Source organism: Halorubrum sp. T3 (assembly GCF_000296615.1).
Classification (GTDB): domain Archaea; phylum Halobacteriota; class Halobacteria; order Halobacteriales; family Haloferacaceae; genus Halorubrum; species Halorubrum ruber.
The window spans coordinates 1,029,451-1,054,536 of sequence record NZ_JH815330.1 but is presented as its reverse complement, the minus strand read 5'-3'; the positions used below and the strand labels follow the sequence as shown (position 1 = coordinate 1,054,536).

General features: G+C 67.0%; 21 protein-coding genes and 2 tRNA genes. 14 read left to right on the top strand and 9 right to left on the bottom strand.

Going from position 1 to position 25,086, the window contains the following annotated elements:
- Positions 1-522: 522 nt before the first annotated feature.
- From B378_RS0114405 to B378_RS0114395, 3 genes are all read left to right on the top strand, one after another.
- Positions 523-595: transfer RNA gene (locus B378_RS0114405), tRNA-Pro, on the top strand.
- Between the two features lie 92 nt (positions 596-687).
- Complete coding sequence (locus B378_RS0114400) at positions 688-1,464, top strand: DUF429 domain-containing protein (protein ID WP_017344468.1); 777 nt, start codon at positions 688-690, stop codon at positions 1,462-1,464.
- 83 nt (positions 1,465-1,547) lie between these two features.
- Positions 1,548-2,249 carry a TVP38/TMEM64 family protein gene (locus tag B378_RS0114395; RefSeq protein ID WP_017344467.1) on the top strand — a complete coding sequence of 234 codons (702 nt, stop codon included), beginning with the start codon at positions 1,548-1,550 and terminating at the stop codon, positions 2,247-2,249.
- Positions 2,250-2,274: 25 nt separating this feature from the next.
- On the opposite strand, the gene B378_RS0114390 is transcribed toward B378_RS0114395, so the two are convergent.
- Both B378_RS0114390 and B378_RS0114385 read right to left on the bottom strand, forming a co-directional pair.
- The gene (locus B378_RS0114390) at positions 2,275-2,697 is read right to left on the bottom strand and encodes a GtrA family protein (protein ID WP_017344466.1); all 423 of its coding nucleotides are present in this window, start codon (positions 2,695-2,697) and stop codon (positions 2,275-2,277) included.
- Positions 2,697-4,232, bottom strand: coding sequence for a sulfatase-like hydrolase/transferase (locus B378_RS0114385; protein ID WP_017344465.1), 1,536 nt, complete (start codon positions 4,230-4,232; stop codon positions 2,697-2,699). The genes B378_RS0114390 and B378_RS0114385 overlap by 1 nt, the downstream gene beginning before the upstream one ends.
- A 158-nt stretch (positions 4,233-4,390) precedes the next feature.
- Between B378_RS0114385 and B378_RS0114380 the strand changes: the two genes are divergently transcribed.
- Both B378_RS0114380 and B378_RS0114375 read left to right on the top strand, forming a co-directional pair.
- The gene (locus tag B378_RS0114380) at positions 4,391-5,347 is read left to right on the top strand and encodes an alpha/beta fold hydrolase (protein ID WP_017344464.1); all 957 of its coding nucleotides are present in this window, start codon (positions 4,391-4,393) and stop codon (positions 5,345-5,347) included.
- A gap of 100 nt (positions 5,348-5,447) precedes the next feature.
- Positions 5,448-5,726 (top strand): hypothetical protein, encoded by a 279-nt coding sequence (locus B378_RS0114375; RefSeq protein ID WP_017344463.1) that lies wholly within the window; start codon positions 5,448-5,450, stop codon positions 5,724-5,726.
- A gap of 16 nt (positions 5,727-5,742) precedes the next feature.
- Here the strand turns inward: B378_RS0114375 and B378_RS0114370 are convergent, their stop codons facing one another.
- Complete coding sequence (locus B378_RS0114370; protein ID WP_017344462.1) at positions 5,743-6,270, bottom strand: hypothetical protein; 528 nt, start codon at positions 6,268-6,270, stop codon at positions 5,743-5,745.
- Positions 6,271-6,353: 83 nt separating this feature from the next.
- On the opposite strand from B378_RS0114370, the gene B378_RS0114365 reads away from it, so the two are divergent.
- A tRNA-Val gene (locus B378_RS0114365) sits at positions 6,354-6,428 on the top strand.
- Positions 6,429-6,641: 213 nt separating this feature from the next.
- Here the strand turns inward: B378_RS0114365 and B378_RS16530 are convergent.
- The 3 genes from B378_RS16530 to B378_RS0114350 all read right to left on the bottom strand — a co-directional run bounded on the left by B378_RS16530 (position 6,642) and on the right by B378_RS0114350 (position 12,024).
- The gene (locus tag B378_RS16530; protein WP_082224277.1) at positions 6,642-8,435 is read right to left on the bottom strand and encodes a pentapeptide repeat-containing protein; all 1,794 of its coding nucleotides are present in this window, start codon (positions 8,433-8,435) and stop codon (positions 6,642-6,644) included.
- 644 nt (positions 8,436-9,079) lie between these two features.
- On the bottom strand, positions 9,080-10,444 hold the full coding sequence (locus tag B378_RS0114355; RefSeq protein WP_017344460.1) for a restriction endonuclease: 1,365 nt from the start codon (positions 10,442-10,444) through the stop codon (positions 9,080-9,082).
- A gap of 197 nt (positions 10,445-10,641) precedes the next feature.
- A complete protein-coding gene (locus B378_RS0114350) occupies positions 10,642-12,024 on the bottom strand; it encodes an ATP-binding protein (protein ID WP_017344459.1) in 1,383 nt (460 codons plus the stop codon).
- Between the two features lie 490 nt (positions 12,025-12,514).
- Here B378_RS0114350 and B378_RS0114345 point away from each other — a divergent pair, with 490 nt between their 5' ends.
- The 3 genes from B378_RS0114345 (at position 12,515) to B378_RS0114335 (ending at position 16,974) form a co-directional block, all read left to right on the top strand.
- Positions 12,515-15,220, top strand: coding sequence for a hypothetical protein (locus tag B378_RS0114345; protein WP_026046308.1), 2,706 nt, complete (start codon positions 12,515-12,517; stop codon positions 15,218-15,220).
- 90 nt (positions 15,221-15,310) lie between these two features.
- Complete coding sequence (locus tag B378_RS0114340; protein ID WP_017344457.1) at positions 15,311-16,150, top strand: SDR family NAD(P)-dependent oxidoreductase; 840 nt, start codon at positions 15,311-15,313, stop codon at positions 16,148-16,150.
- Positions 16,151-16,254: 104 nt separating this feature from the next.
- A complete protein-coding gene (locus B378_RS0114335) occupies positions 16,255-16,974 on the top strand; it encodes an SDR family NAD(P)-dependent oxidoreductase (protein ID WP_017344456.1) in 720 nt (239 codons plus the stop codon).
- A 39-nt stretch (positions 16,975-17,013) separates the two neighbouring features.
- Here B378_RS0114335 and B378_RS0114330 read toward each other — a convergent pair whose 3' ends face one another.
- Positions 17,014-17,370 (bottom strand): DsrE family protein, encoded by a 357-nt coding sequence (locus B378_RS0114330; RefSeq protein WP_017344455.1) that lies wholly within the window; start codon positions 17,368-17,370, stop codon positions 17,014-17,016.
- Between the two features lie 116 nt (positions 17,371-17,486).
- Complete coding sequence (locus B378_RS0114325) at positions 17,487-18,227, bottom strand: molybdopterin-binding protein (protein WP_017344454.1); 741 nt, start codon at positions 18,225-18,227, stop codon at positions 17,487-17,489.
- Between the two features lie 88 nt (positions 18,228-18,315).
- Here B378_RS0114325 and B378_RS0114320 point away from each other — a divergent pair, with 88 nt between their 5' ends.
- Positions 18,316-20,736, top strand: coding sequence for a penicillin acylase family protein (locus B378_RS0114320; protein WP_026046307.1), 2,421 nt, complete (start codon positions 18,316-18,318; stop codon positions 20,734-20,736).
- Entirely contained in the window at positions 20,733-21,071 is a 339-nt protein-coding gene (locus tag B378_RS0114315; protein WP_017344452.1) for a hypothetical protein, read from the top strand. Before B378_RS0114320 ends, B378_RS0114315 begins: the two co-directional genes overlap by 4 nt.
- Positions 21,072-21,074: 3 nt before the next feature.
- On the opposite strand, the gene B378_RS0114310 is transcribed toward B378_RS0114315, so the two are convergent.
- Complete coding sequence (locus B378_RS0114310; RefSeq protein ID WP_017344451.1) at positions 21,075-21,440, bottom strand: cupin domain-containing protein; 366 nt, start codon at positions 21,438-21,440, stop codon at positions 21,075-21,077.
- Between the two features lie 182 nt (positions 21,441-21,622).
- On the opposite strand from B378_RS0114310, the gene B378_RS0114305 reads away from it, so the two are divergent.
- The 3 genes from B378_RS0114305 to B378_RS0114295 all read left to right on the top strand — a co-directional run bounded on the left by B378_RS0114305 (position 21,623) and on the right by B378_RS0114295 (position 25,019).
- Positions 21,623-22,468 (top strand): hypothetical protein, encoded by an 846-nt coding sequence (locus tag B378_RS0114305; protein ID WP_017344450.1) that lies wholly within the window; start codon positions 21,623-21,625, stop codon positions 22,466-22,468.
- Between the two features lie 604 nt (positions 22,469-23,072).
- A complete protein-coding gene (locus B378_RS0114300) occupies positions 23,073-24,089 on the top strand; it encodes a ring-cleaving dioxygenase (protein WP_017344449.1) in 1,017 nt (338 codons plus the stop codon).
- A gap of 72 nt (positions 24,090-24,161) precedes the next feature.
- Entirely contained in the window at positions 24,162-25,019 is an 858-nt protein-coding gene (locus tag B378_RS0114295; RefSeq protein ID WP_017344448.1) for a TatD family hydrolase, read from the top strand.
- Positions 25,020-25,086 lie beyond the last annotated feature (67 nt).

Here is a 25,086-nt window from a genome sequence, read left to right as displayed (position 1 = left end):
GTCCGGAGCGAAGCGGAGGACCACCGACGAGGCTGGGGAGGCGTGAGGCTGCGGGGCTGTGCGGGGTGGGACTCAAAGGGGCAGTTGCGAGGGCGGCGCAGGCGACGTAAGTAGCGTGGCGCTACGCGCCACGGAAAGCCGGCGGCAAAGCCGCCGGCGACACCGCAGGAGCGAGTGAAACGAGCGACGAGGAGCACAGCGAGCGTGCGCCGCCCTCGCGACCGGGGCTTTGGCGGTGGTCGCCGTGGATCTATTGTCTGTTATTTATAACCGAGCGGCTGGGGCTTTGGCGGTATTCACCATCGATCCGGTATCAGTCATTTATAAGCGAGCGGCTAGGAAGTTAGCGGTGTCAACTGCCGGTCTGCTTTTAATTATTTATAAGCGAACAGCCTGACCTTTGGCGGTGGCCGTGGCTGCCATCAATTTGCCTGGTCCTCACCGATTCTCATTCTATCTGATCTTCTCTGATCGCCCCCCTTTCGGAAGGATTAAAAGAACGAGCGGCCTTCAATCGAGTGCGGGCCGGTGGGGTAGCTTGGTATCCTTCGGCCTTCGGGTGGCCGTAACCACGATTCAAATTCGTGCCGGCCCACTTCTCCCGCATCCGTTTCACTCGACGAGCGACGGCTGTCGTTTTCCGACGCACCGAACCGATTGAGTGCCCGGAGCCCGCACCGATCAGCGATGCCAACCGACACCGTCGCGGGCGTCGACTGGGCGGGCGGCGCGTGGCTCGCGGTCGTCATCGACGGCGACGACGAACCGAAGCCCCGCCTCGAACGCGATCTCGAATCGCTGTGGACCGAGCGCGACTTCGACCGGATCCTCGTCGACGTGCCGATCGGCCTCCCCGACGACGCGGAGACGCTGGCGGCCCGCGAGGCGGTCGACTCCGCCGCGCGGTCGGCCGCCGAGCGCCCGAGCAGCGTGTTTCCCGTCCCGTCGCGGAGCGCGTGCGAGGCGGCGAAGGAGGGCGCGGACTACGAGACGGTGAACGAGCGGAACCGCGCCGACCTCGACAAGGGGCTCAGCCGGCAGTCGTACCACATCGCGCCGGCGGTCGGCGAGGTCGACGAATTCCTCCGCGAGGACGAAGCGGCGCGCGACCGCATTCTGGAGGCGCACCCGGAGGTGTGCTTCCGCGGGCTCGCGGGCCGCCCGCTCGACCACTCGAAGACCGGCGCGCCTGGCGTGGGCGAGCGGCTCGACGCGCTCGACGGCCACCTCGACGATCCGAACGCGGCGCTCGGCCGGGTCTGCCGGGAACTCGCCGGGGCGCCGGCCGACATCGTGAACGCCGCGGACCCGACCGTCGACGACGCGGTCGACGCGCTCGCGCTGGCGGCCGTCGCGTCCCGTCCGCTCGACGAGCTCCGGTTCCTGCCCGAGGGCGCCGACTACCGCGACGGCGAGCGGATTCCGATGCGGATGGCGTATTGGAGCGCGGAGCGGCTGGATTGAGACGCTTCCTAGCCCCGCGTCCGTCTCGGAACGGTCGACCCGTTGGTAAGCTTCAAGACCCTCTGTCACCCGCTACGACACGAATGAAACTCTTCTCCTCGCGGGCGGACCGCCGGCGGGGGATCGCCGCCGTGGTCGGCGTCGCGGTCCTCGCGGTCGGGCTCTACGTCCTCGTGAGCCGCTACGCGGGCTTCATCACCGACGCCGAGGCCCTCCGGACGTGGCTCGACCAGTTCGGTATCTTCGCCCCCATCGTGTTCATCGGCATCCAGGCCCTCCAGGTCATCGTCGCTCCGATTCCGGGACAGGTCGTCGCCCTCGTCGCGGGCTACCTTTTCGGCTCGCTCTGGGGCACCGTGTACAGCCTCACCGGCGTGCTCATCGGCAGCGCGGTGGCCTTCTCGCTGTCGAAGCGGTACGGTCGCTCCTTCGTCGAGAACGTCATCCACGAGGACGTGATCGAGCGGTTCGACGGGTTCGTCGACACCGTGGGAATTCCCGGGCTGTTCGCGTTCGTCATCATCCCCGGGCTTCCCGACGACGCCATCTGCTTTTTGAGCGGGCTCACCAAGTGGTCGCTCCCCACCTTCATCGGCGTCATCGCCGTCGGCCGCCTTCCGGCGTATGTGCTGACGGTGTACGCTGGCGGCGAACTCGCGAGCGGCCGGTTCCTCTCGGCGATGGCGCTCGTGGCGCTCGTCGTGGCCGCGTCCGCCGTCGGCTACTACAAGCAGGAGGCGGTCCGCGACCTCGTCGAGCGCGTCGAGCCGCGGCTCCCGTTCTGAGGGACTCGACGCGGCGAGGCGGATATCACCCCCACGTCCACTGCGAGTCGAGCGCGAAGCGGTACAGCCCGCTGATGAGGATCGCGGGGACGTTCGCGACGAGCGCGGTCATCCCGCCCCACTCGACGAGCGCGTAGAGGACGCCGATCTGTATCGGCCACGCGGTCCCGCGAACCAGGTTCGTCTTGAGCAGTCCGCCGAGGTACGCGGACAGGCCGGTGTTCTGACTCGCCCGAAACGTCCACGCATTGTTGAGGACGTACGAGAGGACGATCGTGATCTCGATGGCGATCGTCGCGGCGAGCAGATAATTCAGCCCGGCGACGTTGTCGAACAGCCACAACAGGCCCATCTGTATCCCCGCGGTGATCGCACCGACGACCACGAACCGACGCATCTGGACCGCGAGCGGTCCGCTCACGAGGTTGCGCAGGACCGATCGAATCATCACTTATACCCGAGCGCTTCGAGGCGAGCTTCGAGGTCTTCGTCGACCTCCTCCTCGCCGCGCTCGGCCGCGGCCGCTTCCGCTGCCGCCCCGCGCTCGCGGAGCAGCTCCGCGTGGGTGTCGACGACCGGCACGAACCGGTCGATAACCGCCTGTTCCTCCTCGTTCGGGTCGACCGCGAGGTTCTCCTGTTGGGTCGGGTCCGAGGGGCGGTGGTACAGCTCCCGCTCGCCGGCGTCGACGTTCTCGATGTACGTCCAGTCGTCGTCGCGCGCGCTGACGAACAGGTCGCCGTCGGACAGCGCCCGCGGGATCGGCTGCTGGGTCACCTCCTCGCCGCGGACGGTCACCGAGACGACGGGGTCGTCGGGGACGTCCGGCCCGTCGGCATCGGCGTCTGCCTCTCCGGCTTCGGACGGAGCGTCGTCGCCGCCCAGCGCCGGCACGAGCGACTCGCCGTGCCACTCGGGCGCGGGGTCGACGCCGAGGAGATCGGCGACCGTGGGAGGGATGGCGTCGAGCCCGACGTGGCCCTCGACGCGGCCGCCGTCGAGTCCGGGGACGTCGGCCACGAGCGGGACGTGGATCAGCTCGTCGTACAGCTTCGGGTAGTGGGCGAGATGGCCGTGTTCCTGGAACTCCTCGCCGTGGTCGCCGGCGAGCAGCACCGCGGTGTCGTCGGCGACGCCCGCGTCGTCCAAGCTGTCGAGCAGGCGGCCGACGCTGGCGTCGACCTGCCGCACCGTCGCCTGGTACAGGGTCCGGAGCTCGCGGAGGGTCCGCTCGCCCACTTCAAGGCCGAGGCTCGTCCGAGCGTGCGCGTGGAGCATCTGGTGGGTGCCGACGATGCCGTCCGACACCTCGCGGATGTACCGCGGGGCGGGGACGTACGGGGTGTGGGTGTCCATGTAGTGGACCCACAGGAAGAACGGCTCGTCCGTATCATCCACGAACCCGGTCGCGGCGTCCTCGACGTCGAACATGCGCGAGGCGTCGAGGAACGGGCGGTCGTCGCTCTCGCCGCGGAGCTTCGAGCCGAGCCGGCGGACCGGCGAGGACGCGAGCTGGATCCACGCCTCGACGGTCGGGTGGGCGGCGAGATACCGGCTGTAGCGGCTGGAGCCGACGCTCGTGACGAACGGCTCGAACTCGTCGAACCCGTCGGGGTACCCCCAGTGGTCGGTGAGGAAGCCGTTCGCGGCGTTGAACCCGCCGGTCGCGATCCCGGCCTCGGAGAGCGCCTCCGCGAGCGTCACCGACTCGTCGACGCCGATGTCGCCCGACCGGGCGAACACGGGCTCCGACGCGAGGATCGACGGGAACGAGAAGGGGGTCCAGTTGCCCGTCGCGAACGCGCGGTCGAACACGGTCCCGCCGTTTGCGAGCCCGTCGATGACCGGCGAGCGGCGGTCGTCGTCGTACGGGGAGACGGCGTCCACGCGCAGCGAGTCCACCGTGACGAGGACGACGTTCGAGACGGTCGCGTCGTCGCTCGGCGCGTCCGCGGCTGAAGGGGTCGACGAATCGGATGTCATAGGGTACGGTGCGAATCCCGGGAGAACGCGCTCACCGCGGGCGAACTTTGGGATTCGCGAATATACTCGGAATGGCGGTTGCCAGCCGCTTGAGGATTTCGATCCCCCACATCCCGCGCGAGCGTACCTATTTGACGGTGCCGACGCACGGGATCGGTATGGACGAGACGCCCACCGGCCGGCCGGTCGACGAGGCGGTGCTTCCGGAACCGGTCCCCGACGACGAGGTTCCGGAGTCGGTATCGGGCCGGTCCCGCGCGATAGAGACGAACGGGGTGCCGCTCCACGTCGTCGAGGCCGGCCCCGAGGACGGGAAGCTCCTGGTCCTGCTCCACGGCTTCCCGGAGTTCTGGTACGGCTGGAACGACGCGATCGCGCCGCTCGCGAACGCGGGCTACCGCGTCGTCATCCCCGACCAGCGCGGGTACAATCTCTCCGCGAAGCCGCCGGCGGTGCGCGACTACCGGATCGGCGAACTCGCACGCGACGTGGTCGGGCTGATCGACGCCTACGACCGGGAGACGGCCGCCATCGCCGGCCACGACTGGGGCGCCGCGGTGGCGTGGTGGCTCGCGCTCGCCCACGAGGACCGCGTCTCGGAGCTGGTCGCGATCAACGTCCCGCACCCGACCGTCTTCGAGCGCGCGCTCCGCACCTCGTGGGACCAGCGGTTCAAGAGCTGGTACATGCTCGCGTTCCAGCTGCCGAAGCTGCCCGAGGCGGTGGCGAGCGCCGGAAACTGGCGGCTCGCGACGAACGCGTTACGCGACACGAGCGCGCCCGGCACCTTCACCGACGAGGACCTGCGGCGGTACCGACGGGCGTGGAACCGCGACGGCGCCTTCGAGGCGATGGTGAACTGGTACCGCGCGATCGTCCGCGACCGCCCCGAGCCGCCGAAGACGGAGGTATCGGTGCCGACGCTCCTGATCTGGGGCGCGAACGACCGGTTCCTCGCGCGCCGGCTGGCCAACGAGAGCGTCGAGCACTGCGTCGACGGCCGGCTGCTCGCGATCGACGACGCGACGCACTGGGTCGTCCACGAACACCCGCACCGCGTCGCCCAGGCGATCGCGGACCACGCCGACCCGTTACCGCCGGGCGCGCGTGAGTGAGGTGGCGGTCCCGAGGAGAGCACCTGCGGCCGGCCGTTTCGAATACTGTCCTCGTCGCACCGCCACAAAGGTTATATCTGCCCTCGTCCAAAGGACAGATATGAGCAAACACTTCGAAGACGCGCGGTACTACCTCGGTCGAGCGGCGGAACACGCGAAGGCGGGCGTCGTCGAGGAGTTAGAGCCGGTCGAAGCCCGCGTGAAGGAGCTCGTCGGGCGGGAAGACGAGGAGCCGGAGCCGGAGGCCTCGCGGCTGGACAAGCTCCAAGCCGATCTCAAAGAGCTCGAAGAGCGCGCAGAGGGCGAGGCGCGCGAGGCGATCGCGTCCGCCCGGAAGCGCGTCGCCGAGTACCGCGGCAAGGACGCCGCCGCGGAGTAGCCACGCCGCGGACTCCTTATTGGAGCGGCGGTCCGGTCGTCGCGGCCGCGTCGCCGCCGATCCGCTCTTCGGCCGGCAGCACCGCGTACTCGATGCCCGCTTCCTCGAACAGGGACCGCGTCCGCTCGATACCCTCCTGCGCGTCGACGTCGGTCGCGCGGTAGTGCCGGATCGGGTGGCGGATCCACGACGGCTCCCAGTGGGCGTACACGTCGGTCGTCGAGCGGTTGGCGCCGGCGTACAGCGCGAGGTGAAGCTGGTGGTCGCTTGCGAGCGCGCCGTCCGGATACCGGACCCAGCTCGCGACGGTCGTCTCCGGGGGCGTCTCGTAGTCGCGGTACTTGAGTGAGGAGACGAGGTTGCGAACGAACCCGAGCCGGTGGAGCTGCGCCTCGACGATCGGATACGGTTCATGAAGCGTGAACGCGTACTGCTCGCGAGGTGTCTCGCGCTCGGCGTAGAGGCCGACGAGCGACAGCGGCGCGTGGAGGAGGCTCGCGACGCCCTGCCGGAGGCGTTCGAGGAAGCGGAGTTCGTGGGTCACGGGGGCGATCCGGGCGGGTGGGGCATGAACGATTCGGCGGAAGGTAACTCTTAAGTCCGGAGGTCGGATACCTCGACACGAGCGGGTTGGTGGTCTAGCCAGGTTATGACGGCTCCTTCACACGGAGCAGGTCGGCGGTTCGAATCCGCCCCAACCCATACGCGCTGCGTGGTTCTGTGAAGGAAACACCCTCCGCCACGTACTGCGATTTCGAGGACAATTTTCTTCGAGTTGTCTGCCCTCGGCGCATTCGTAGCGCCGTCATCTACCGGTTAACATGAGGGATTCGCCGCGATTGTAGAAGTACCGAGCGGTGTTTCTAATCAATACGCGCGATACCATTATTAATCCAACCAGATATAAAAGAAGTTTCACCTCGCCACACGACGTCCGAGAACGAACACGAACAAAGCGATAAATAACGCTCCAGTAAGCGATTCAACGCCAACTAGTAGGCGTGACAATGGACTCATCGGGTAGAAATCTCCATATCCTATCGTTGAGAATGTGATAACGCTGAAGTACCAGCCGTTGAGTAGGTCGACTAACATCGCGCCTGGATTTGTGAGGTCGGTCAGGGTAACACGGTACGTCGTCTCGGGATTACTCCGTGCGATACCGGCACTAGAGTAGACAATTCCACATAAGAAAATCAGCAACCCCGACATGCCGAGCAGTCTTCGCAAACTTTCACCATGACGGTGGAGGTTCCAGTTTAGCGTTCCGACAGTGTACTGTCCGAACGATTTGAGCCACAAACTAGAGAGGAAGTTGCTTCCTTCAATCCGATCACTATTTTTTAATCGTTCTTTTTGATACGCTCTCTGTGCCTCCTGCCTTCGGATGTGTGCGTTCCGAGCACGTTCGTTCATCGCGTACTCTTCAAATAGCGACTCCAGACGACGATACGTCCACGCAGCGGCCCGAAGATGAGGCATATCTTCGTTTATATATACTCCTGTATTTGGGTCGTACTCATACCGACATATCTCACGCATGCCACCGGCTTCCTCGTCAATCCCGAACTGAGTTCTATTGTTAATACGAACATCACTGAGATTTACTTGGTAGAGCCGCGCTCCGGAGAGATTCGCGCCACGTAGGTCTGTCCCACCGGTGAGATCTGCGGCTTCAAGTGAGGCACCAAGTGGGTCGGTTGGAATGTCATCTTCCGATGTGAGCGTCCTTGCGAACGCAGGTCTAAATGTGGCATTTCGTAGATCCGCATCCGAGAACTCTGCTTCCCGTAAGTTCGCTTCCGTGAGATTAATTTCGCGAAGATTTGTTTCTACAAACGCAGATTCTTCGAGGTTGGCACGAGGAAATTCAGCCTGTTTGAGGTTGACGTTAACAAACTGTGTGCCGGATATTTCAGATCGAGAAAAGTTTGTTTCTTTGAGATTGCTCGAAGAAAATTCAGCTTTTCGGATGATAGCATTGGAGAAGTCAGCAGAGCAACAGTATCCATCGCAAAATACAGTTTTAGATAGATCAGCGTCAGAGAAGTCGGATTTGCGGAGATACGAATTATGAAACTCGGCTTGGGGGAGGTTAGCCTTGCGGAAAAAGGCTTTGCGGAGATGAACATTCTGAAACTTAGCTTGGGGGAGGTCGGCCATACAAAAGTCGGCTTTGGTGAGGTAACTGTCTGAAAACGTGGCCCTGGAGAGGTCAGCATCGATAAACTTGGCTTCATGCAAGTAGACCTTCGGAAATTCAGCACTTATGAGGGAGGCATTAAAAAAATCGACACCCCGGAGGTCAGCATTGCGAAAATCAGCTTTATACAGATAGCTACTACCAAATTTTGCTTGCCTTAGAGTAGTACGAGAAAAGTCAGCAAACGAGAGAATACAGTCACGGAATGAGAACCCATCAGGGAACCTAATCCCGCGTAAGATAGCCCCACCAAGGTGTTCTTTCACGCACTCCGCGTCCCAGCATACATCTTCAGATGTTTGTTTTGCCTCAATCAGTTCCTGTATACTCTTTTGTTTTTTATCGGCGTGCCAAACGCATAGTCCGTTGTACTTCGGTTCACGGAGACAAACAGCGTTATGCGCGTCTTTTTGCCACTTGTCACTTGCTTTCTCATCAAGTCCAACATCCTCCGGTTTCAGAACATGCCCGCAGTACTCCTCGGGCGCGTCTTCGCAGATTCCCATGAGATATCTTTGTGTGACGACACGTATTGAATCTAATCAGTTTATTGAACCGCATTAGCTCACAGCAAGTTCTCTATACAAATTCTATCAGCACAGTTTGACTCGATACGCCCGACAGTCATACCATAATCCCAAACAGCCGATTACCGGTTCTCACTGACTTGCGTCGTACCGGTCGACCACTTCTTCCGGGGGTAACCTCCGTGCCATTGTTGGATCCCCGGCAGTTGCGCGGGTCAGCGGTCTACCCTCGCTGACGACGCTCTAGCGTGAAGCATTGTGCGTTGCGGTGCGCCCCAGAGGGAATAAAACCGCACGAAGCCGATCAGGACAGTGGTTCGAATCCGCCCCCACCCCCTACGTAGTACGCACGAGCTGTAACCGTGCGATTTCACTTTCATCAGACTTTCTGGCGCCCGAATCGCAGTTTTTAGATCCTGTTTTTAGGCCGGGAACTTCCTAACTCAACCGGTCGCCGTATGCTGGTCGCCTCCGTCCGGGAATCCGACGATATGACTCGGATCAACGGACAGGTATCTGGAAGGGTCGCGGACCTCCACGCGCGCCGGTCAGAACGTTCACCCGGAAGGGGTCCCACCGTCCGGCACTGGTTTCCGCGAAGGCGAACGCGGCAGGAGAATCCGTCAGAGACCGCCGATACTGAGAAGCACTCCGAGCAAGACGAGGACGACGACGCAGACCGCACCCGCGGCGAGCGGCGTGTTCTCCATCGCCTTCTCGTAGAACGCCATCGATTCGTACTCCTCGCGGAACGCGTCCCGATTCTCCGCGTCGTAGAAGTACTTCGTTTTGAACGCGAAGCGCTCGGTCACCGCGCACCCGGTACAGACGGGAGTATCCTCTAGACGCTCTGTTTTGATGTGCGAGTCGCAGTTAATGCTCCCGCAGTTCGCACAGTACGTGTAGGCCGCGTCGGTCCCTGCCGTGTCGCAGTGGACACACCGGTGAACCCCGTCCTCGCTCGTCACGCGCGACGGTCCCGCCGCGAAGTACTCGTACGGATACGCGTATTCTCCCAGGTCGGTCGTGTGCCGGACCTGTGGGAGGTACACCGGCTCAATCGATTGGACTGAGATGTCGGACCGCTTCGGCTCGCACGTCTTCGTGTACGTGACGTTGTTGTCTCCGGTGTAGGAGACGGTGGTCGTGTGGTGGTCCCGGAGTCGGTCGACGGCCCAGTCTTTGTACTCGGTCTGCGTTTGCCCGAACCGTCGCTCCTCAACCGCGTCGAACTGATCGTCGAACCGGTCCGCGTCGAGCTCGACGGTCGCGTCGAGGTTCTCTGTCACGAGGTTCAAGACGTCACCGGACGCGGTCTCCGGGCGGCCGCGTTCGGCGTGGACAACGAACCGAGACCGGTCGTTGACTCGGTGAATCACGCCGACCGACGTCTCGAACACCGCGTTCGTATCCGCCGTCACGGCGACGACCGGTCGGAACGTGACGGTGGTATGCGGTTCGGGGAGGTCCGCCGATTCGACGTTGTCGATGTTCTGGAACGCTTCCTCGACGGGTGCCGCCACTGACGTCGCCGGGTCGTACGGTCGAAGGGTTTCGTCGCACAGGATTTCGATTCGACCGTTGTAGAGGTCAAGCCCGATCTCGTCGGCGATCTCACGCAGGTCCTCGCCATCGATCAGTTCGATCGGATACGGGTCGTCGTTCCGCTGGAGTCGCTCGGCGTACTCAACGGCCGGGCCGGTGAACCGACCGGTCGTTACCACCATCCCACGCTTTGGCCCGTCGAACTCGAACGTCGCAATCGCCGAGTGGAGCTTCTGGACGACCGGCCGCCCGACGGTATCCGTGTGCTTACACTCGACGACGACGCCGCGCCGCGTCCCATCAACTACCTCTTCCATCAGGATGTCGCGTCCTTCGTCAGCCGTCCGCTCAGCCTGCCGCACGTTTTTGTACCCGAGATTCCGGAACACGTCCTCCATCACGTCCTCGAACTCGAATCCGGAGAGGTCATCGAGGACAGGCATTGCGCGTACTCATCACATGTCAGCCGCTCGCTAAAGGCTCTATTGAAACTCTCGAACTAAGCGGCGGCGGTTCACGAGATTTCTCATCGGGACTCGCGCCTTGTGGCCGCGCTCGACGCAGGTCCGAGAGCGCTACAATCGCCTCATTGATCGGCCGTGTGAGCGTGTTAAAATTGTGAACGGGCAGAGACGAGCGTTCACGGGTTCCCTTCAGTAGCGATCACGTCCGGCACGTCGAAGAGGCGGACGTCGTCGCGGGCGTCGGCGGCGCGTTCGAGGTCGTCGGTGAATCCGGAGCGGCTGAACAAGACGTACAGCGACGTCCCGTCTGCCGGTTCCGCTGCCCACTGTACTTCCGATGCCGTCCGTTCGAGGTCCGCGAGGACGCCTTCGCTCACGGGGTGCGATGTGAACTTACACTCGCCAGCGACGAGTCCCTCGTCAGTGAGTCCGAGCACGTCCAACTCGTGCTGCTTGAACCACCACTGCCCGAGGTCCGTGAACTGTCGATCGACGAGAGCGGGGAGCGACCGCTGACAGAGGCGTTCGAACAACGGACTCACGTAATCCGCGAGCTCCGGTGCCACGAGTTCGTCGTACGCGTCGTCGCCGAGCAAGCGGAGCTGGTCTTGGTTCCCGTACACGAACCGGAACCAGAACCGGAACAGCGGCGCACCGATGCGATACCGCCCGCGGTTCGACGACGTCGGCGACGCCGTCACGGGGATGTGGCGTTCGACGAGGCGGAGGCGACGGAGCTTCTGGAGGTACGTGCTGAGCGACCCCGACTCGACGCCGGCCATGCCCGCGATTTCGTTCGGCGTTCGACGGCCGTGTGCGAGCGCTCGGAGGATGCTGAAGTACGTGTTCGGTTGCCGGAGCTCGGTCCGGAGCAGGAACTCGGGCTCGGAGTACAGGAGCCCGCGCTCCGACAGGATCGCCTGCTGGACATTCGTTCCTAACGGTTGGTCGGGGTCGATCGTCTGGAGGTAGTACGGCGTACCCCCGTAAATCGACCACGCGGCGATCGCAGTCTCCGGGTCATACGCCGGGAAGAACTCGCGGGCGTCCCCGACCGAGAGCGGTTCGAGGTCGATCGTCGCCGTTCGCCGCCCGTACAACGGTGCGCTTCCGGAGAGCACCTTGTCTTCCATGACGCTGATCGACGACCCGACGAGCACGAGCGTCATTCCGGTGTCCTGTAGCTCCGTGTCCCAGACGCGTTGGATCCGCGACGGGAGTGATTCGTCCTCGTCGATGAGGAACGGGAACTCGTCGATTACGACGACGGCGTCTTCTGTCCCCAGTGCTTCGAGAAGCACCTCCCAGTCACGGCGAACGTTTCGTAGCGACGGGAACTGCGCAGTGACGGTCTCGACGAACTGCTCACACTGGTTCTGCGCCGTGGACTCGACCGCCTGGTAGTACACCGCGTCGTCCCGATCGGCGATCGACTGGCGGACGAGCTCGCTTTTCCCGAGACGACGACGCCCGTAGATCACGACGAGGTCCGCCGTCTCGGAGTCGTAACAGGCCGTGAGTTGATCGAGTTCGGCGTCCCGATCAACGAATCGTTCCATACTGTTACTCCTCGCTCCACGCAGATAGAACTCCCGATTTTGGAAATCGCAATTTCAGAAATTGTGATTTCATAACGTCATCCCTCACCAGTTCTGATGAGGTGATTCTTCACGCTCCGATCCGAGTCGTAATCCCGGTTGTGAGCGCGAACCGTGACATCACAATCCGTCCTCGGGTCATCGTGTTTGAGCGCCTCTCGCGCTTTCGCTTCAATCGTTTCGGGACGCTCACGGACACTACAACGACGATTTGTATTATCGACCGTTTTTATATACATCGTCGAGATCGGTGCGTATGGTACGACCCTCCCGTCGGCGCTTCCTCGGGGGAAGCGCCCTGACGCTCGCAGCGCTGACAGGTGTTCTCGCCCCCGAAACCGACGCGACTGCCGCAGGCCGTCCGAGAGACCTCGACGTCGATATTTCGGCCCCGTTCGCCGACGCGTTCCTCCCGCTGCCGACGGGGGACGCGCTGTCAGCGACGTATACGATGCTGATTGCGGACCGCGTCGACGCCGACGCGGAAGCGGATCTGAGCTACCGCGCCCGTTCCACGGCCGAGCGGCTCGACGTCGACGCCGAGGAGTTGGCTGCGACCGTCGCGGTCACTCCCTCCGAACGCGGGGTCCGGTTAGAGACGGCGGCCGGCGGTTTCGACCGCTCCGACCGCGGCGAGACGATCGCTGTCGGCGAGGGAGACGGAGAGTCGGACGACGACATCCCGGCGGAGGCCGAGACGACGGACGAACTCCCCGCGGGCTGGCGGCTCGCCGACGACAATGAGACCGCGCTCGTCACCGGCGACGGCGTGGCGGCCGCCGCGACCGGCGGTGGGTACTCGCCGAGCCCTCGCAGTGGTTCTGCGCCGTCGGAAGACGAGGTGAGGGACCGACGGATCGAAGCCGCTCGTGTTGCCGGCCAGGCCGCCGCCGACGAGGCCGACCGTTTCGCGGAATCGCCGCTGGGCGAGGCCGCCCTCCCCGAGCTCGGTGGATTCGAAACGGTGCTTTTGGTTCCGGACGCCGCCGGCGGTCCGTTTCCGCTGTCGGTCCCCGACGACGTGGACGCGTTCGCCGCCGGCTTCGAGACCAACCCGAACGACCTCCGAGACATCGACGGCACGGCGGAGAACGCGTACGTGGTCCGTCCGGCCGCGGCTCCCGACGAACTCGACGACGGGACCGTCAGGCGACTCGTGCGTACGGTCGACCCCGCAGACCCCGTCGAAATGGACATCACGCGTTCCGACGGCGTCGTGCTCGTCGACGCCGTCGTCGAGGCCCCGCCGGAACTCGACCGTGAGGCGTCGCCGGACGCCCGAATCAGGTCGGAGTTCGACCGGGCCGCCGGAACCGTGACGTTCGAACACGTCGAAGGCGAGGCCGTGCCGGCCGACGAGCTGGAGGTCTGGCACGACGGCGAGGAGGTGAGCGACACGGTCCTCGACGGGAAGGAGTTCACCGCGGGCGACGAGATCACCGTCGAGACCGGACTGATCGCAACCGTCACGCTGCGATGGTTCGACCCGGACGCGAACGTCTACGACACGTACGCCAGCGAACAGGTCGACCGCGAGGCGTTCGCCGTCGACTACGACATGAGCGACGAGACGTTGGAACTCGCCTACGAGGCCGAACGCTCCGCCGACGCGAGCGACCTTCGGCTGGTCCACCGCGGCGAGAGAGGGGTCCAAACAGCCGGGGAGGAGTTCACCGACGGAACGCTCACCCCCGGCGACGCGGTCACCGTCGACGACGTGTCGATCGGCGACAGCGTACAGCTGGAGTTCGACGTCGAGCAACCGTCGGGCGGCGACTCGCTCATCTATTACCGCGCCAGCCCCCCGCGCGTTTGGGTCCACTCGCACGGCGAGGGCGGGACCACGGTCGGGTACGACGGAGAGAAGCCGCGACCCGCTGACGCGTTCGTGACCCTGCTCGACGGAGAGCCGACCGACGCGCAGTTCGCAGACGAGCACGACACCCTCTCGGGCGGCGAGGAACTGGTTCTCGGCGAGCTTCCGCTGGGGAAGACCCTCACCGTCGAGTGGCGGGAGCCGGACGAGCCGGTCGTCATCGCCGACCACGAGGTCGTTCCGAACACGCGCGCGTCGATCGAGTACGACCCGGACGCCGGCGAGATCACGGTCCAGCACCGGAGCGGCCGGACGCTTCCCGCGTCGGAGTTGGAGCTCCAGGTCGGTCGCAGCCCGGCCGACGTCCAGCCCGGGGACGAGCTCGACGAGTTCGGTCCGGACGACTCCTTTGCCGCTCCGGTGCCGCCGCTGTCGCGGGTCCGGCTCGTGTGGACCGGCGGCGACCGCGAACACCACCTCGGCGGTACGACCACGGCACGCGACGCGGTCGCGGCGACCTACGACGCCGACTCCGAGGCCATGACGGTCGAGTACGTCGGCGAACAGCCCGCCGACCCCGATCGGCTGCGCGTGTCGGTGAACGGCGCTGGCGAACTGGGCGGGCGAGAGCGCGGTCGGGAGTCGGCGTTCGCGGCCGAACACGACGAGCTCACGTCGGGGGACACGGTCACGGTCGACGACGTCGGGCTCGACGACACCGTCGTCGTCAGCGTCCACACCGAGTTCGAGAACGGATCGGCGACCAGTTCCGTCGGCTACTTCTCGGCGGCGCCCCGCCGCGGATTCGTCGTTAACGACGGGGACGGAGGCGGCGAGGGATCGGGGGTCACGCTCCGCTACGTCGGCGAGGTTCGCCGCGACGCCGACGCCTTCCGAGTGCTGATCGACGGCGAGCCCGCGACGGAGCAGCCCGCCGACGAGACGGACCGACTGACCGGCGGCGAGACGCTGTCGCTCGGCGATCTCTCCGCCGGCACGACGGTCGCCGTCGAGTGGACCGCCGGCGACGAGACCCGAACCGTGACGGAACACGTTATCCCCCCGCAGGCGACGTTCGAGGTCGCGTACGAACCGGCCGACGACGGCGAGGGGGGCGTCGTGACGTTCTCTCACGTCGGCGGTGACGCGCTCGATGCCGACCGCCTCGACGTGGTCGTGGAACCCGCGACCGAGGGATTGCGCCCCTGGGACTCCGACGCCGACGAGGTGACCGCCGGCGACGAGACGAGCGTCGCGGTCGACTCGGAGCCGGGACTGGCCGCCGTCGTCTTCGCCGAGGGCGAGGTACTCCACCGGGAACGGCTCAACCGGGACGGGTAGCGGGGCCTTTCGTCGCCCTCTTCGGATCGCCCGGCGGGGAGGGGGCACCTGAAGAGTTTTGCGCCGCGGCGTCGAACGACGAGGGAAGCTATGAACGGAATCGCGGGGAAGACGGCGCTGGTTACGGGCGCGGGGTCGGGGATCGGTCGGGCCTCGGCGCGTCGCTTCGCGGCGGAGGGCGCGAACGTCGTCGCGGCGGACATCGCGACGGCCGAGGGGAGAGAGACCGTCGACCGGATTCGCGACGCCGGCGGCGACGCGACCTTCGTCGAGGTGGACGTCGCGGACACCGACTCGGTCGAGAACATGGTCGACGTCGCGGTCGAGACGTACGGGAGCCTGGAGTTCGCGCACAACAACGCCGGCATCCTGACCGACTTCGTCGACGTGACGGGGATATCTGAGGCGCGCTGGAACCGGATCATCGACGTCAACCTCAAAGGCGTCTGGGCCTGTCTGAAGGCCGAGCTTCCGGTCATGAAATCGCAGGGCGAGGGGGCGATCGTCAACACCGCGTCGGAGGCGGGGCTGGTCGGGATGCCCGGGCTCTCCAGCTACTCGGCGAGCAAACACGGCGTCGTCGGCCTGACGAAGTCGGTCGCGCTCGAACACGCCGAGCGCGGGATCCGGGTCAACGCGGTCGCCCCCGGGCCGACGAAGACGAACATCCAGTCTGGGCTGCTCGGTGACAGACCCGGCGGCTCGACGCCGTCGCTCCGCGACCGTCTCCGAACCGCGCTGCGGCTGATCCGAACCGCGATTCGGACGGTCCGGGCCGACTACGACACCTCCGCGATGCGGGACGTACCGATGGGTCGGATCGCGGACCCCGAAGAGATCGCCGGCGCGGTCGCGTTTCTCTGCTCGTCGGACGCCTCGTACATCACGGGCCACACGATCCCGGTCGACGGCGGGCAGGCGGCCGATTGAACCGCGCGTCCGGCGAATCGACTTCGAAACGGGCGGAACCCGACGCGGCCGGCGGGGGCCGTCCGGGGCGTGACGGTTTTCACGTGACGGACCGTACCTCGGCCATGACTCGCACGGTAGTCGTCGCCGGCGTCGGTCCGGGACTCGGGGAGTCGCTCGCGCGGAAGTTCGCGGCGGAGGGGTGTCGGGTGGCCCTGTTCGCGCGCTCGACGGAGTACATCGAGGAGCTCGCGGCCGACCTCCCCGACCCGGGCGAGGGGCTCGCGGTCACGACGGACCTCACCGACGTCGACGCGATTCGGGAGGGGTTCGAGACCGTCCACGAGGCGTTCGGGCCGGTGGACGTGCTCGTCAACCACGCGAGCGCCGCGTCGTGGACCGGCCTCATGGACACGAGTGTCGAGGCGTTCGAGGAGACGTGGGCGGTCAACGGCCGCGGCGCGTTCGTCTGCTCGCAGGAGGCCGTCGACGACATGCTCGAAACCGGCGGCGGCACGGTGATCTTCACGGGCGCGACCTCGGCGGTGCGGAGCCGCGGCGGCGCGATCGGGTTCACGGCCGCGAAGTTCGCCGCCCGCGGGATGGCGATGGACATCGCCCAGGAGTTCGGCGGCGAGGGCGTCCACGTCGCGCACGTCGTGATCGACGGCCAGATCGATTCGCCCGACGCCCGCGAGCGCCAGCCCGACCGCGAGGCAGAGACGTTCCTCGACCCCGACGAGATGGCCGAGACGTACTGGCACTTCGTCGAGCGGGACGACGTCGGCACGCAGCCGTTCGAGGTTCATGTCACGAACGGCCCGAACCCCTCGGAATTCATCTGACGACGCGGTCGGGTGCGGTGGGGCGGCCGGAAACACCGGTCAGAACGTGATGACTTCGTAGTCGTCGTCGACGAGCGACCGAATACTCGGGTGGCCGTCGTACTCGGCGAGGGTGGCCAGCCCGGCGTCGTCGACCGCGTCCGCGACGCCGAACGCGCTCGAACAGAAGTCACAGACCGCGGCGTCGTCGCGGACCGCCTGGTACAGCTCGTGGTAGTCGCTCTCCTCGTCTTCGAGCTCCGGGATCCACTGCGTCCCGGCGCCGTCGAAGATCAGCTCCAGCTCGTCACCGTCGGTCTCCGCGAACTCCTTCGCCGCTTCGAGGGCGTTCGCGAGGCGTCCGTAGTCGGCGTGCGATTCGTTGCCGGCGAGGATCACGATTGCTGCTTTTGCCATCGTGCTCCGGCGTAGTTCGGGGACGGAGAAAACCCGTCCGCGGCTGTGTGTTGGGATCGTCGAACCGGTCACGACGGCGAGCGGACAGGCATCGCGCGGCGCCGGGCGGACCGCCTTCACCAATCGCGCGACACCGGCGTCTCGCTCGCGTCGACGTTCTCCAGCAGCCACGACGCGGCGCCGTCGAGCGCGTCGTCGTCGGTCGCGGTCACCTTCAGCCGGTTGTGGTCCGCCTCGCGGTCGGGGTAGCAGCCGACGGCGACGTCGAACCGGTCCATCGCCTCCGCTAAGGCGGCGATGATGTTCGACTCCGGCTCGACGGTGTAGAGGAACCGCGAGCGCCGGTCGCCTCCGAACTCGTCGGCGACCGTCTCGAACGTCGCCTTCAGCTCGTCCGGGATCCCGGGCATGACGTACGCGTTCTCGACGACGCAGCCCGGCGCGAGCCCCGCTTCGGTCACCAGCGGGCGGCTCCCCTCGGGGACCGCCGCCTCCGCCGCGACGTCGACGTCGAACTCGCGGTCGGGCACCTGCTCGCGGATCGCGGCCAGCCGGCGCTCGACCGATTCGCGCGTGAGCTCGGTCGGGGCCATCTCGCGGTCGAACGCGTCCGCGACCGCCTCCATCGTCACGTCGTCCGGGGTGCTGCCGATCCCGCCCGTGACAATCACGGCGTCGAAGTCGGCGGCGTACTCCCGGACCCGGTCGGCGATCTCGGCCCTGTCGTCCGGGATCGAGAGGATACGCGGCACAGCGACGCCGCGCTCGCTCAGCTCCGCGGCGAGCCAGTTCGCGTTCGTGTTCACCGTGTCGCCCGAGAGCAGTTCGTCCCCGACCGTGATCAGCGCGACCTCCATCGACGCGTCGTAGGGTCGGCCGACGGATGTACGTTTCCCGCCCGAACAGACCCGAATAATGATGAGGGTCCGCGGCCTCGGTCCGGAGGTGACGCGCGACACCACGCGCCGTGCGGTCCTCGCGAGCGTCCTCGCCGCTGGGACAGCCGGGCTGGCGGCGAGCGACGCGGCCGACCTCCTCGACTCGTTCGGCCCGCTGTCGGGCGAGGCGTGGGACGCCGCCGACCGGTCGGTCCCCGAGACCGTCGAGAGCCCGCACGGGGCGGCGACGGTCGCCCGCGACGAGTTCGGCGTTCCGCAGATCGAGGCGGACGAAGAGCCCGCGGCGTACTTCGCGGTCGGCTACTGCCAGGCGTTCGACCGGCTGTTCGCGATGGACCTCCAGCGCCGCGCCATGCGCGGCCGGCTCTCCGAGGTCGTCGGGGAGGCGACGCTGGACAGCGACGAGTTCAACGTCGCGATGGGGTTCGCCGACGCCGCCGAAGCCACCTGGGAGGTCGTCGCCGAGACGCGCGCCGGCCCGCTCGTCGAGGCGTTCGCCGACGGCGTCAACGCGGCGATGGAGGACCTGCCGCTCCCGCTGGAGTTCGAGCTGATCGGCTACGAGCCGGAGCCGTGGACCCCTGTCGACTCGATGCTGATGGAGAAGCAGATCTCGTGGACGCTCACCGGGAGCTTCAGCGAGCTGCGGCGCGCGCTCGTCGCCGACCGCCTCGGCGCGGAGCGCGCGGAAACGCTGTTCCCGACGCGGTACGACCACGAGTACCCGATCCTCGACGGGACGGAGACGCGGCTCTCCGAGGCGACGGCGACCGAAAGCTCCCGCGCCGTGAACCAGCGGCGGTCCGCCTCGGCCGACCCCGTCGACCCCGCGCTCACTGACTGGCTCTCCGGCTTCGAGTCGCCGACGGGCGTCGGCTCGAACAGCTGGGTCGTCTCGGGCGAGCACACCGAGAGCGGAACGCCGATACTCGCGTACGACCCGCACCTCTCCTTACAGGCGCCGCCGCTGTGGTACGAGCAGTCGGTCAAGACGCCCGAGCGGTCGGTCCGGGGCGCGACGTTCTCCGGCGTCCCGTTCGTCATCGCGGGCGCGAACGACCGCGGCGCGTGGTCGTTCACCAACCTCGGCGCCGACGTGCTCGACTGCTACCGGTACGATATCGACGACGCCGGCGACCGCTACCGCTACGACGGGGAGTGGCGCGAGTTCGAGGTCGACCGCCGCGAAACGATTCCGGTCGCGGGCGGCGAGGACCGCGAGCTCCGCGTGCGCCGCACCGTTCACGGCCCCCTGATCGAGCGCGAGGGGCGGACGGTCGGCGTGGCGTGGACCGGACACACCGCGACGCGCACGACGACCGCAATCGAGGCGTACGGGCGCAGCGAGGGGATCGACGACCTCCTCGAAGCGACGCGCGACTTCGACCTCCCGACGCAGAACCTCGTGTACGCGGACGCCGACAGCCGGACGCTCTACTACGCGACCGGGCGGCTGCCGATCCGCCGGACCGACGGCGAGGTCGTCGACGGCGACCGGATCTTCGACGGCTCCGCCGGCGAGGGGGAGTGGTCGGGGTTCGAGCCGTTCGGCGAGTCCTCGTGGGAGGGGTTCGTCCCCTTCGAAGAGAAGCCGCACGCGATCGACCCCGAGGTCCTCTCGACGGCCAACCAGCGCCCGATCGACGATCCGACCCACTACGTCGGCGTCGACTACGCGGCGCCGTACCGCGGCGAGCGGATCGCGGAGCGGCTCGACGACAGGATCCACGGCGGAACCCCGACCGACCCCGACTTCCACCGCGCGCTCCAGAGCGACGTGCGCGACGGGCGCGCCGCCGAGCTCGTCCCCGAACTGGTCGCCGCCGTTCGCGACCGGCCCGACCCCGCGGCGTCGCTCGTCGACGCCGCCGACGCCCTCGACGAGTGGGACTACCGGATGCGGCGCGACTCGCGCGCCGCGCTGATCTTCGCCCGCTACCTGCCGCACTTTCGCGAGCGCGTCTTCGGCCCCCTGTTCTCCGACGCCGACCTCGGCGAGTCGTACTACCCGAGCGACTGGACGCTCGCGCGGCTCCCCGACGACGACCCGCTGTTCGACGGACGCCCCCGGGGCGCCCTCGCGGTTGCGGCCCTTCAGGACGCGCTGGACGAGATCGCCGAGGCTGGTTGGGAGACGTACGGCGACTACAACACCACGCGGGCGATGAACCACCCGCTCGGCGGCGAGGCGCCGTTCCTGAACTACGAGGAGCTGCCGGCGGACGGCTCGCCGGCGACCGTGAAGAACTACCGCGTCGAGTCCGCGGTCGGGTCGAGCTGGCGGATGGTCGTGCGGCCGGGGACCGACGCGACCGCGGTCCTGCCGGGCGGGAACTCGGGCGACTACTTCTCGGAGCACTACGACGACCAGCTCCGGCGCTGGCTCGACAACGACCAGCGCCCGATGCCGCTCGGCGCCGGCGGCGAGCCGGCGGTGCGGTTCGAACCGACGGAGGAATCGGAATGAGCGACTCTACCTCCCTCTCGGGCCGCGTCAGGACGGATCCGCGACTCCACGCGGTCGCGCTCGCCGGTGCGCTCGCGGTCGGCGTCGCGCTCGCGTCGGTCCACTGGCTCGGGCTGATCGCCGCAGGCGCGCTCGCCTCGCTCGCGGCGCCGACAGTGCGTCGGGGGGCGGGGTACGCGCTCGTCGCGGGCGTCGTCTGTCTCGCCGCGTTCGCGGTCTCGCTCGGCCCGGCGGCCGGCGCGGCGTCGGACATGTTCCCGATCGTCTACGTCACGGTCGGCGCGGGGCTGGGGCTGCCGCTGTTCGGGTCGCTCGCGCGGGCCGTGGTGGCGTGAGAGTTAGTCGAGGCGTTCCAGGTCGGTCACGGTCTCGTCGCTCTCGACGTCGCCCGTGTTGCGCGTCTCGCTCGGCTCGAAGAGCAGAATTTCGGCCTCCGGCTCGGCGACTGGCCGGTGTTCGCTCCCGCGCGGGACGATCGCGAACTCGCCTTCCTCAAGCACGACGTCGTCGGCCTCGCGGAACTCGATCCGGAGCCGCCCCGCGTTGACGAGGAACAGCTCGTCGGCGTCTTCGTGCTGATGCCAGACGAACTCGCCGTCCGCCTTCGCGAGCTTCACCGCCTGCCCGTTGAGCTCGCCGGCGAGCCGCGGCGACCACGTCTCGTCGAACGAGTCGAACGCCTCGGCGAGGGACACCTTCTCCATACCGACTGTCGGCGGCGGAGCGGTAAAATCGCTGCCCACCGGGGCCGGTACGAGCGACCGCGGCCGCAACTGACGGGGATGGCGATGGAAGTATATACCGCTCCGGAACGGTCCGGACATCTCTGCCGTCCGCGATACCACACATATAAGCGCTTACGAGGGGTCTCGACGTGCCGCGACGTATGGCAGCGACTCACGCGGACGAGGGGAGCGATCCGATTCGGGCGGCGCGGGCCGCGCTCCGCGTCGAGCGGCGCCGCGTCGTCGACGAGCGCGAAGCGTTCCGGGCGTTCCGCGGCCGCGTGTCGTCGATTCCGAGCGAGGACGGGAGCGTCGGACCGTCGGACGCCGCGTCGCCGGACGCGTTCGGCGGCGGCGCGCTCGGCGGGGCGACGCCGGATCCCGGAACGGTGCGGGCGTCGCCCGGCTCCCGGCTCGTCGCGGTTCGGGACGCGTACCGGGCCACCGTGATGTCGGTCCCGCACTACGCCGAGGAGTACGACGACACCTACGAGCGGAGCGTCGCCGAGGAGTTCGGTCCGGAGCTCGCGTACGCGCTCACCCGCACGGACTGCTTCCGCGGGGCGTACAAGCGGTCCCTGCTGAGCGCCGCCGAGACCGCGATCGAGGAGCGGGAGGCGTTCCTCGACGCCCTGGAGTCGGAGACCGAGTCCGTCGAGCGCGCGGAGTCGCGGCTGGAACCGATCCGGACAGAGATCGAGGCGATCGACGACGAACTCGGCGGCGACGACGCCGAAGCGGCGTCAGTCGGGTTCGGCGCGCTCGACGCCTGCCGGACCCGGATCGGGGCGCTTAGAGAGGACTGCGACCGCATCGCGGCGCGCCGCCAGCGCGTGCTCGCAGATCACGAGCGCCGGCTCGCGCTCGGCGACGAGCTCGACCTGCCGGGGTACTGCTACCAAGACCTCGACATCACGTATCCGGTCCTCGCCGCGGTCGGAACCGTCGGCGACCGCCTGGAAGCGCTCCGGGTGCGGATCGAGCGAGCGATGACGCGGGCTCGCTGATCAGTCGGTTCGATAGAGCATCCGAGATCGCATGTGTTTCACTCGGTCGCGATATATACGGACGCGCGACGGTATTTATAAACACAGGCGGGCCGGCTGTGAATCCCCGAATTCTCAACCACTCGTTTATAAATCGCTGGCAGTGGACCCACGGCGAACGTCTCCAGAGCCTCAGCAGCTCATTTATAAATCGCTGCTCGCAGATTGGTGGCGAACTCCGCCAAAGCCCCAGCCGCGAGGGCCGCGCACACTCGTTGCGCTCCTCGCTCGCGCTGCTCGCTGCGGTGCTTACGTCGTCTGCGCGGCCCTCGCGGCTGCCCCTTTGAGTCCCACCCCGCACCGCTCCGCACCTCACGCCTCCCCAGCCTCGTCAGTCGCCCTCGCTCCGCTTCGGGCGACTGACTCCCTCGCGCGTGCTCCTCGCGGCCGCCGGGGGCGGCCGCTCGCAGGCACGCGCCACCGTAGTTTGTTTATAAATGGTGTCACTGCCGTTCACGATTCTCTATAAATCGCATCCGTCACTCGGCGTTTTTCGTCGAGATATCCCACCCGGTAACACCAGTGTCCGCGCCGATTCAAGTCCCTACGCAACGTAGACCGAGGTATGACGGATGAATCCGAGAACGGCGGCGACGACCCGAACGCCACGCCGGGGATCCACCACGTCACCTGCGTGGCGGGCGACCCGCAGCGGAACCTCGACTTCTGGGTCGAGACGCTCGGGCTCCGGCTCGTGAAGCGCTCGATCAACCAAGACGACCCCGGGACGTACCACTTCTTCTACGGGGACGCGGAGGGGACGCCCGGCACCAGCATGACGTTCTTCCCGTGGACGGACCTCCCCGACGGCGAGGTCGGCGCCGGGCAGGTGTCCCGCACCGCGTTCCGCGTGCCCGAGGGGACCCTCGACTACTGGGAGGCGCGGTTCGACGAGCGCGGCGTCGACTACGACGACCGCGAGGAGCGATTCGGCGAGACGGTCCTCCCCTTCCGCGACCCCGACGGGCTCCCGGTCGAGCTGGTCGAAGTCGAGATCCCCGACGACGACCCGACAACGGCGTGGACCGCGTTCGTCCCCGAGTCGGCCGCGATCCGCGGGTTCCACTCCGTGACGCTGTGGCTCGACGACGCCGAACGCACCGAGCGGCTCCTCGAAACGATGGGGCTGACCGAGACCGAGTTCGAGGCCGACGCCGCGACGGGGAACGACCGAACTCGCTTCGCCGCGAGCGGCACCGTTGGCAAGTACGTCGACGTCGTCGAGACGGACCGGAAGGGCAGTTCGGGGCGCGGCACGGTCCACCACGTCGCGTTCCAGACGCCGACCGACGCCGACCAGTCCGCGATGCGCGACGCCGTCGCGTCGATGGGTCTGCGCCCGACCGAACAGATCGACCGCCACTGGTTCCGCTCGGTCTACTTCCGGGAGTTCGCGGGCGTCCTCTTCGAACTCGCCACCGCCGACCCCGGGTACGCGAGCGACGAACAGCTCGACGAGCTCGGGGAGCGCTTAGTGTTGCCCGGGCGGTTCGAGGACCGCCGGGACGAGATCGAGGCCGGTCTCGCCGACGTGACGGTCCCGCGGTCCGACGCGGCGTTCGCGGCGAACCGTGCGGATTGAGAGAGTCCACGCCGAACGCGGTCCCCCGCCCGAGACCGATCCTTCTAATCGCGCGGCGCCGAACGCCCTCCCATGACAGAGGACCTCGGCACGCCGGTGCTGGATAACCATCTCCACCTCGACCCGCGACACGGCCGCGGGATCGAGGCGGTCGAGGAGTTCGCGCGGCTCGGCGGGACCCACCTGCTCGTGGTGAACAAGCCCTCGTGGCTGCTCGGCGTCAAGCCGGACGAGCCGGCCGACTTCCGGGCCGTCTTCGAGGAGACGCTGGAGACGGTCGCGGCCGCGACGGAGGCCCTGCCGGGTCGCGCGTGGCCCGTCCTGGGCGTCCACCCCGGCCTGATCAGCCGGCTCGTCGACGAGCGCGACTTCTCGCCCGACGAGGCCCGCGACCTCATGCGCGGCGGCCTCGAGGTCGCGAGCGAGTACGTCGCCGACGGGGACGCGGTCGCGCTGAAGTCCGGGCGGCCCCACTACGACGTGAGCGACGCGGTCTGGGACGCGTCGAACGCGGTCACGCGCCGCGCGTTCGAGCTGGGCGCCGAGGTCGACTGCGCCGTCCAGCTCCACACGGAGGCCACGGAGGACCTGACCGACCTCGCCGCGGTCGCCGAGGAGGTCGGCCTCGACCCGTCGAAGGTCGTCAAACACTACGCGGCCGGCGAGCTGGCGGGGGTCACGCCGAGCGTGATGAGCGACAAGGAGCGGCTGGAGCGCGCCGCCGAGGCGGGGGAGCCGTTCCTGATGGAGACGGACTTCGTGGACGACCCGGACCGACCGGGGATGGTGCTGGGACCGAAGACCGTCCCGCGGCGGGTGCGCTGGCTGCTGGATGAGGGGCACGACGAGGCGGTCCGGCGGGCGCACGTCGCAACCCCCCGCGCGGTGTACGGGATCGACACCGAGGCGACGCTGGAGAGAGAGGTCTGATTCCGGGATTCACGCGGGTGAGACACGGTCTCGGGCGGCGATCGATAGGAAAGGCATTTGAGTAGTC

Coding starts and splice junctions, on each gene's coding strand:
- B378_RS0114400 (WP_017344468.1), top strand. CDS start 688: ATGCCAACCGACACCGTCGCGGGCGTCGACTGGGCGGGCGGCGCGTGG.
- B378_RS0114395 (WP_017344467.1), top strand. CDS start 1,548: ATGAAACTCTTCTCCTCGCGGGCGGACCGCCGGCGGGGGATCGCCGCC.
- B378_RS0114390 (WP_017344466.1), bottom strand. CDS start 2,697: ATGATTCGATCGGTCCTGCGCAACCTCGTGAGCGGACCGCTCGCGGTC.
- B378_RS0114385 (WP_017344465.1), bottom strand. CDS start 4,232: ATGACATCCGATTCGTCGACCCCTTCAGCCGCGGACGCGCCGAGCGAC.
- B378_RS0114380 (WP_017344464.1), top strand. CDS start 4,391: ATGGACGAGACGCCCACCGGCCGGCCGGTCGACGAGGCGGTGCTTCCG.
- B378_RS0114375 (WP_017344463.1), top strand. CDS start 5,448: ATGAGCAAACACTTCGAAGACGCGCGGTACTACCTCGGTCGAGCGGCG.
- B378_RS16530 (WP_082224277.1), bottom strand. CDS start 8,435: ATGGGAATCTGCGAAGACGCGCCCGAGGAGTACTGCGGGCATGTTCTG.
- B378_RS0114355 (WP_017344460.1), bottom strand. CDS start 10,444: ATGCCTGTCCTCGATGACCTCTCCGGATTCGAGTTCGAGGACGTGATG.
- B378_RS0114350 (WP_017344459.1), bottom strand. CDS start 12,024: ATGGAACGATTCGTTGATCGGGACGCCGAACTCGATCAACTCACGGCC.
- B378_RS0114345 (WP_026046308.1), top strand. CDS start 12,515: ATGCTGATTGCGGACCGCGTCGACGCCGACGCGGAAGCGGATCTGAGC.
- B378_RS0114340 (WP_017344457.1), top strand. CDS start 15,311: ATGAACGGAATCGCGGGGAAGACGGCGCTGGTTACGGGCGCGGGGTCG.
- B378_RS0114335 (WP_017344456.1), top strand. CDS start 16,255: ATGACTCGCACGGTAGTCGTCGCCGGCGTCGGTCCGGGACTCGGGGAG.
- B378_RS0114330 (WP_017344455.1), bottom strand. CDS start 17,370: ATGGCAAAAGCAGCAATCGTGATCCTCGCCGGCAACGAATCGCACGCC.
- B378_RS0114325 (WP_017344454.1), bottom strand. CDS start 18,227: ATGGAGGTCGCGCTGATCACGGTCGGGGACGAACTGCTCTCGGGCGAC.
- B378_RS0114315 (WP_017344452.1), top strand. CDS start 20,733: ATGAGCGACTCTACCTCCCTCTCGGGCCGCGTCAGGACGGATCCGCGA.
- B378_RS0114310 (WP_017344451.1), bottom strand. CDS start 21,440: ATGGAGAAGGTGTCCCTCGCCGAGGCGTTCGACTCGTTCGACGAGACG.
- B378_RS0114305 (WP_017344450.1), top strand. CDS start 21,623: ATGGCAGCGACTCACGCGGACGAGGGGAGCGATCCGATTCGGGCGGCG.
- B378_RS0114300 (WP_017344449.1), top strand. CDS start 23,073: ATGACGGATGAATCCGAGAACGGCGGCGACGACCCGAACGCCACGCCG.
- B378_RS0114295 (WP_017344448.1), top strand. CDS start 24,162: ATGACAGAGGACCTCGGCACGCCGGTGCTGGATAACCATCTCCACCTC.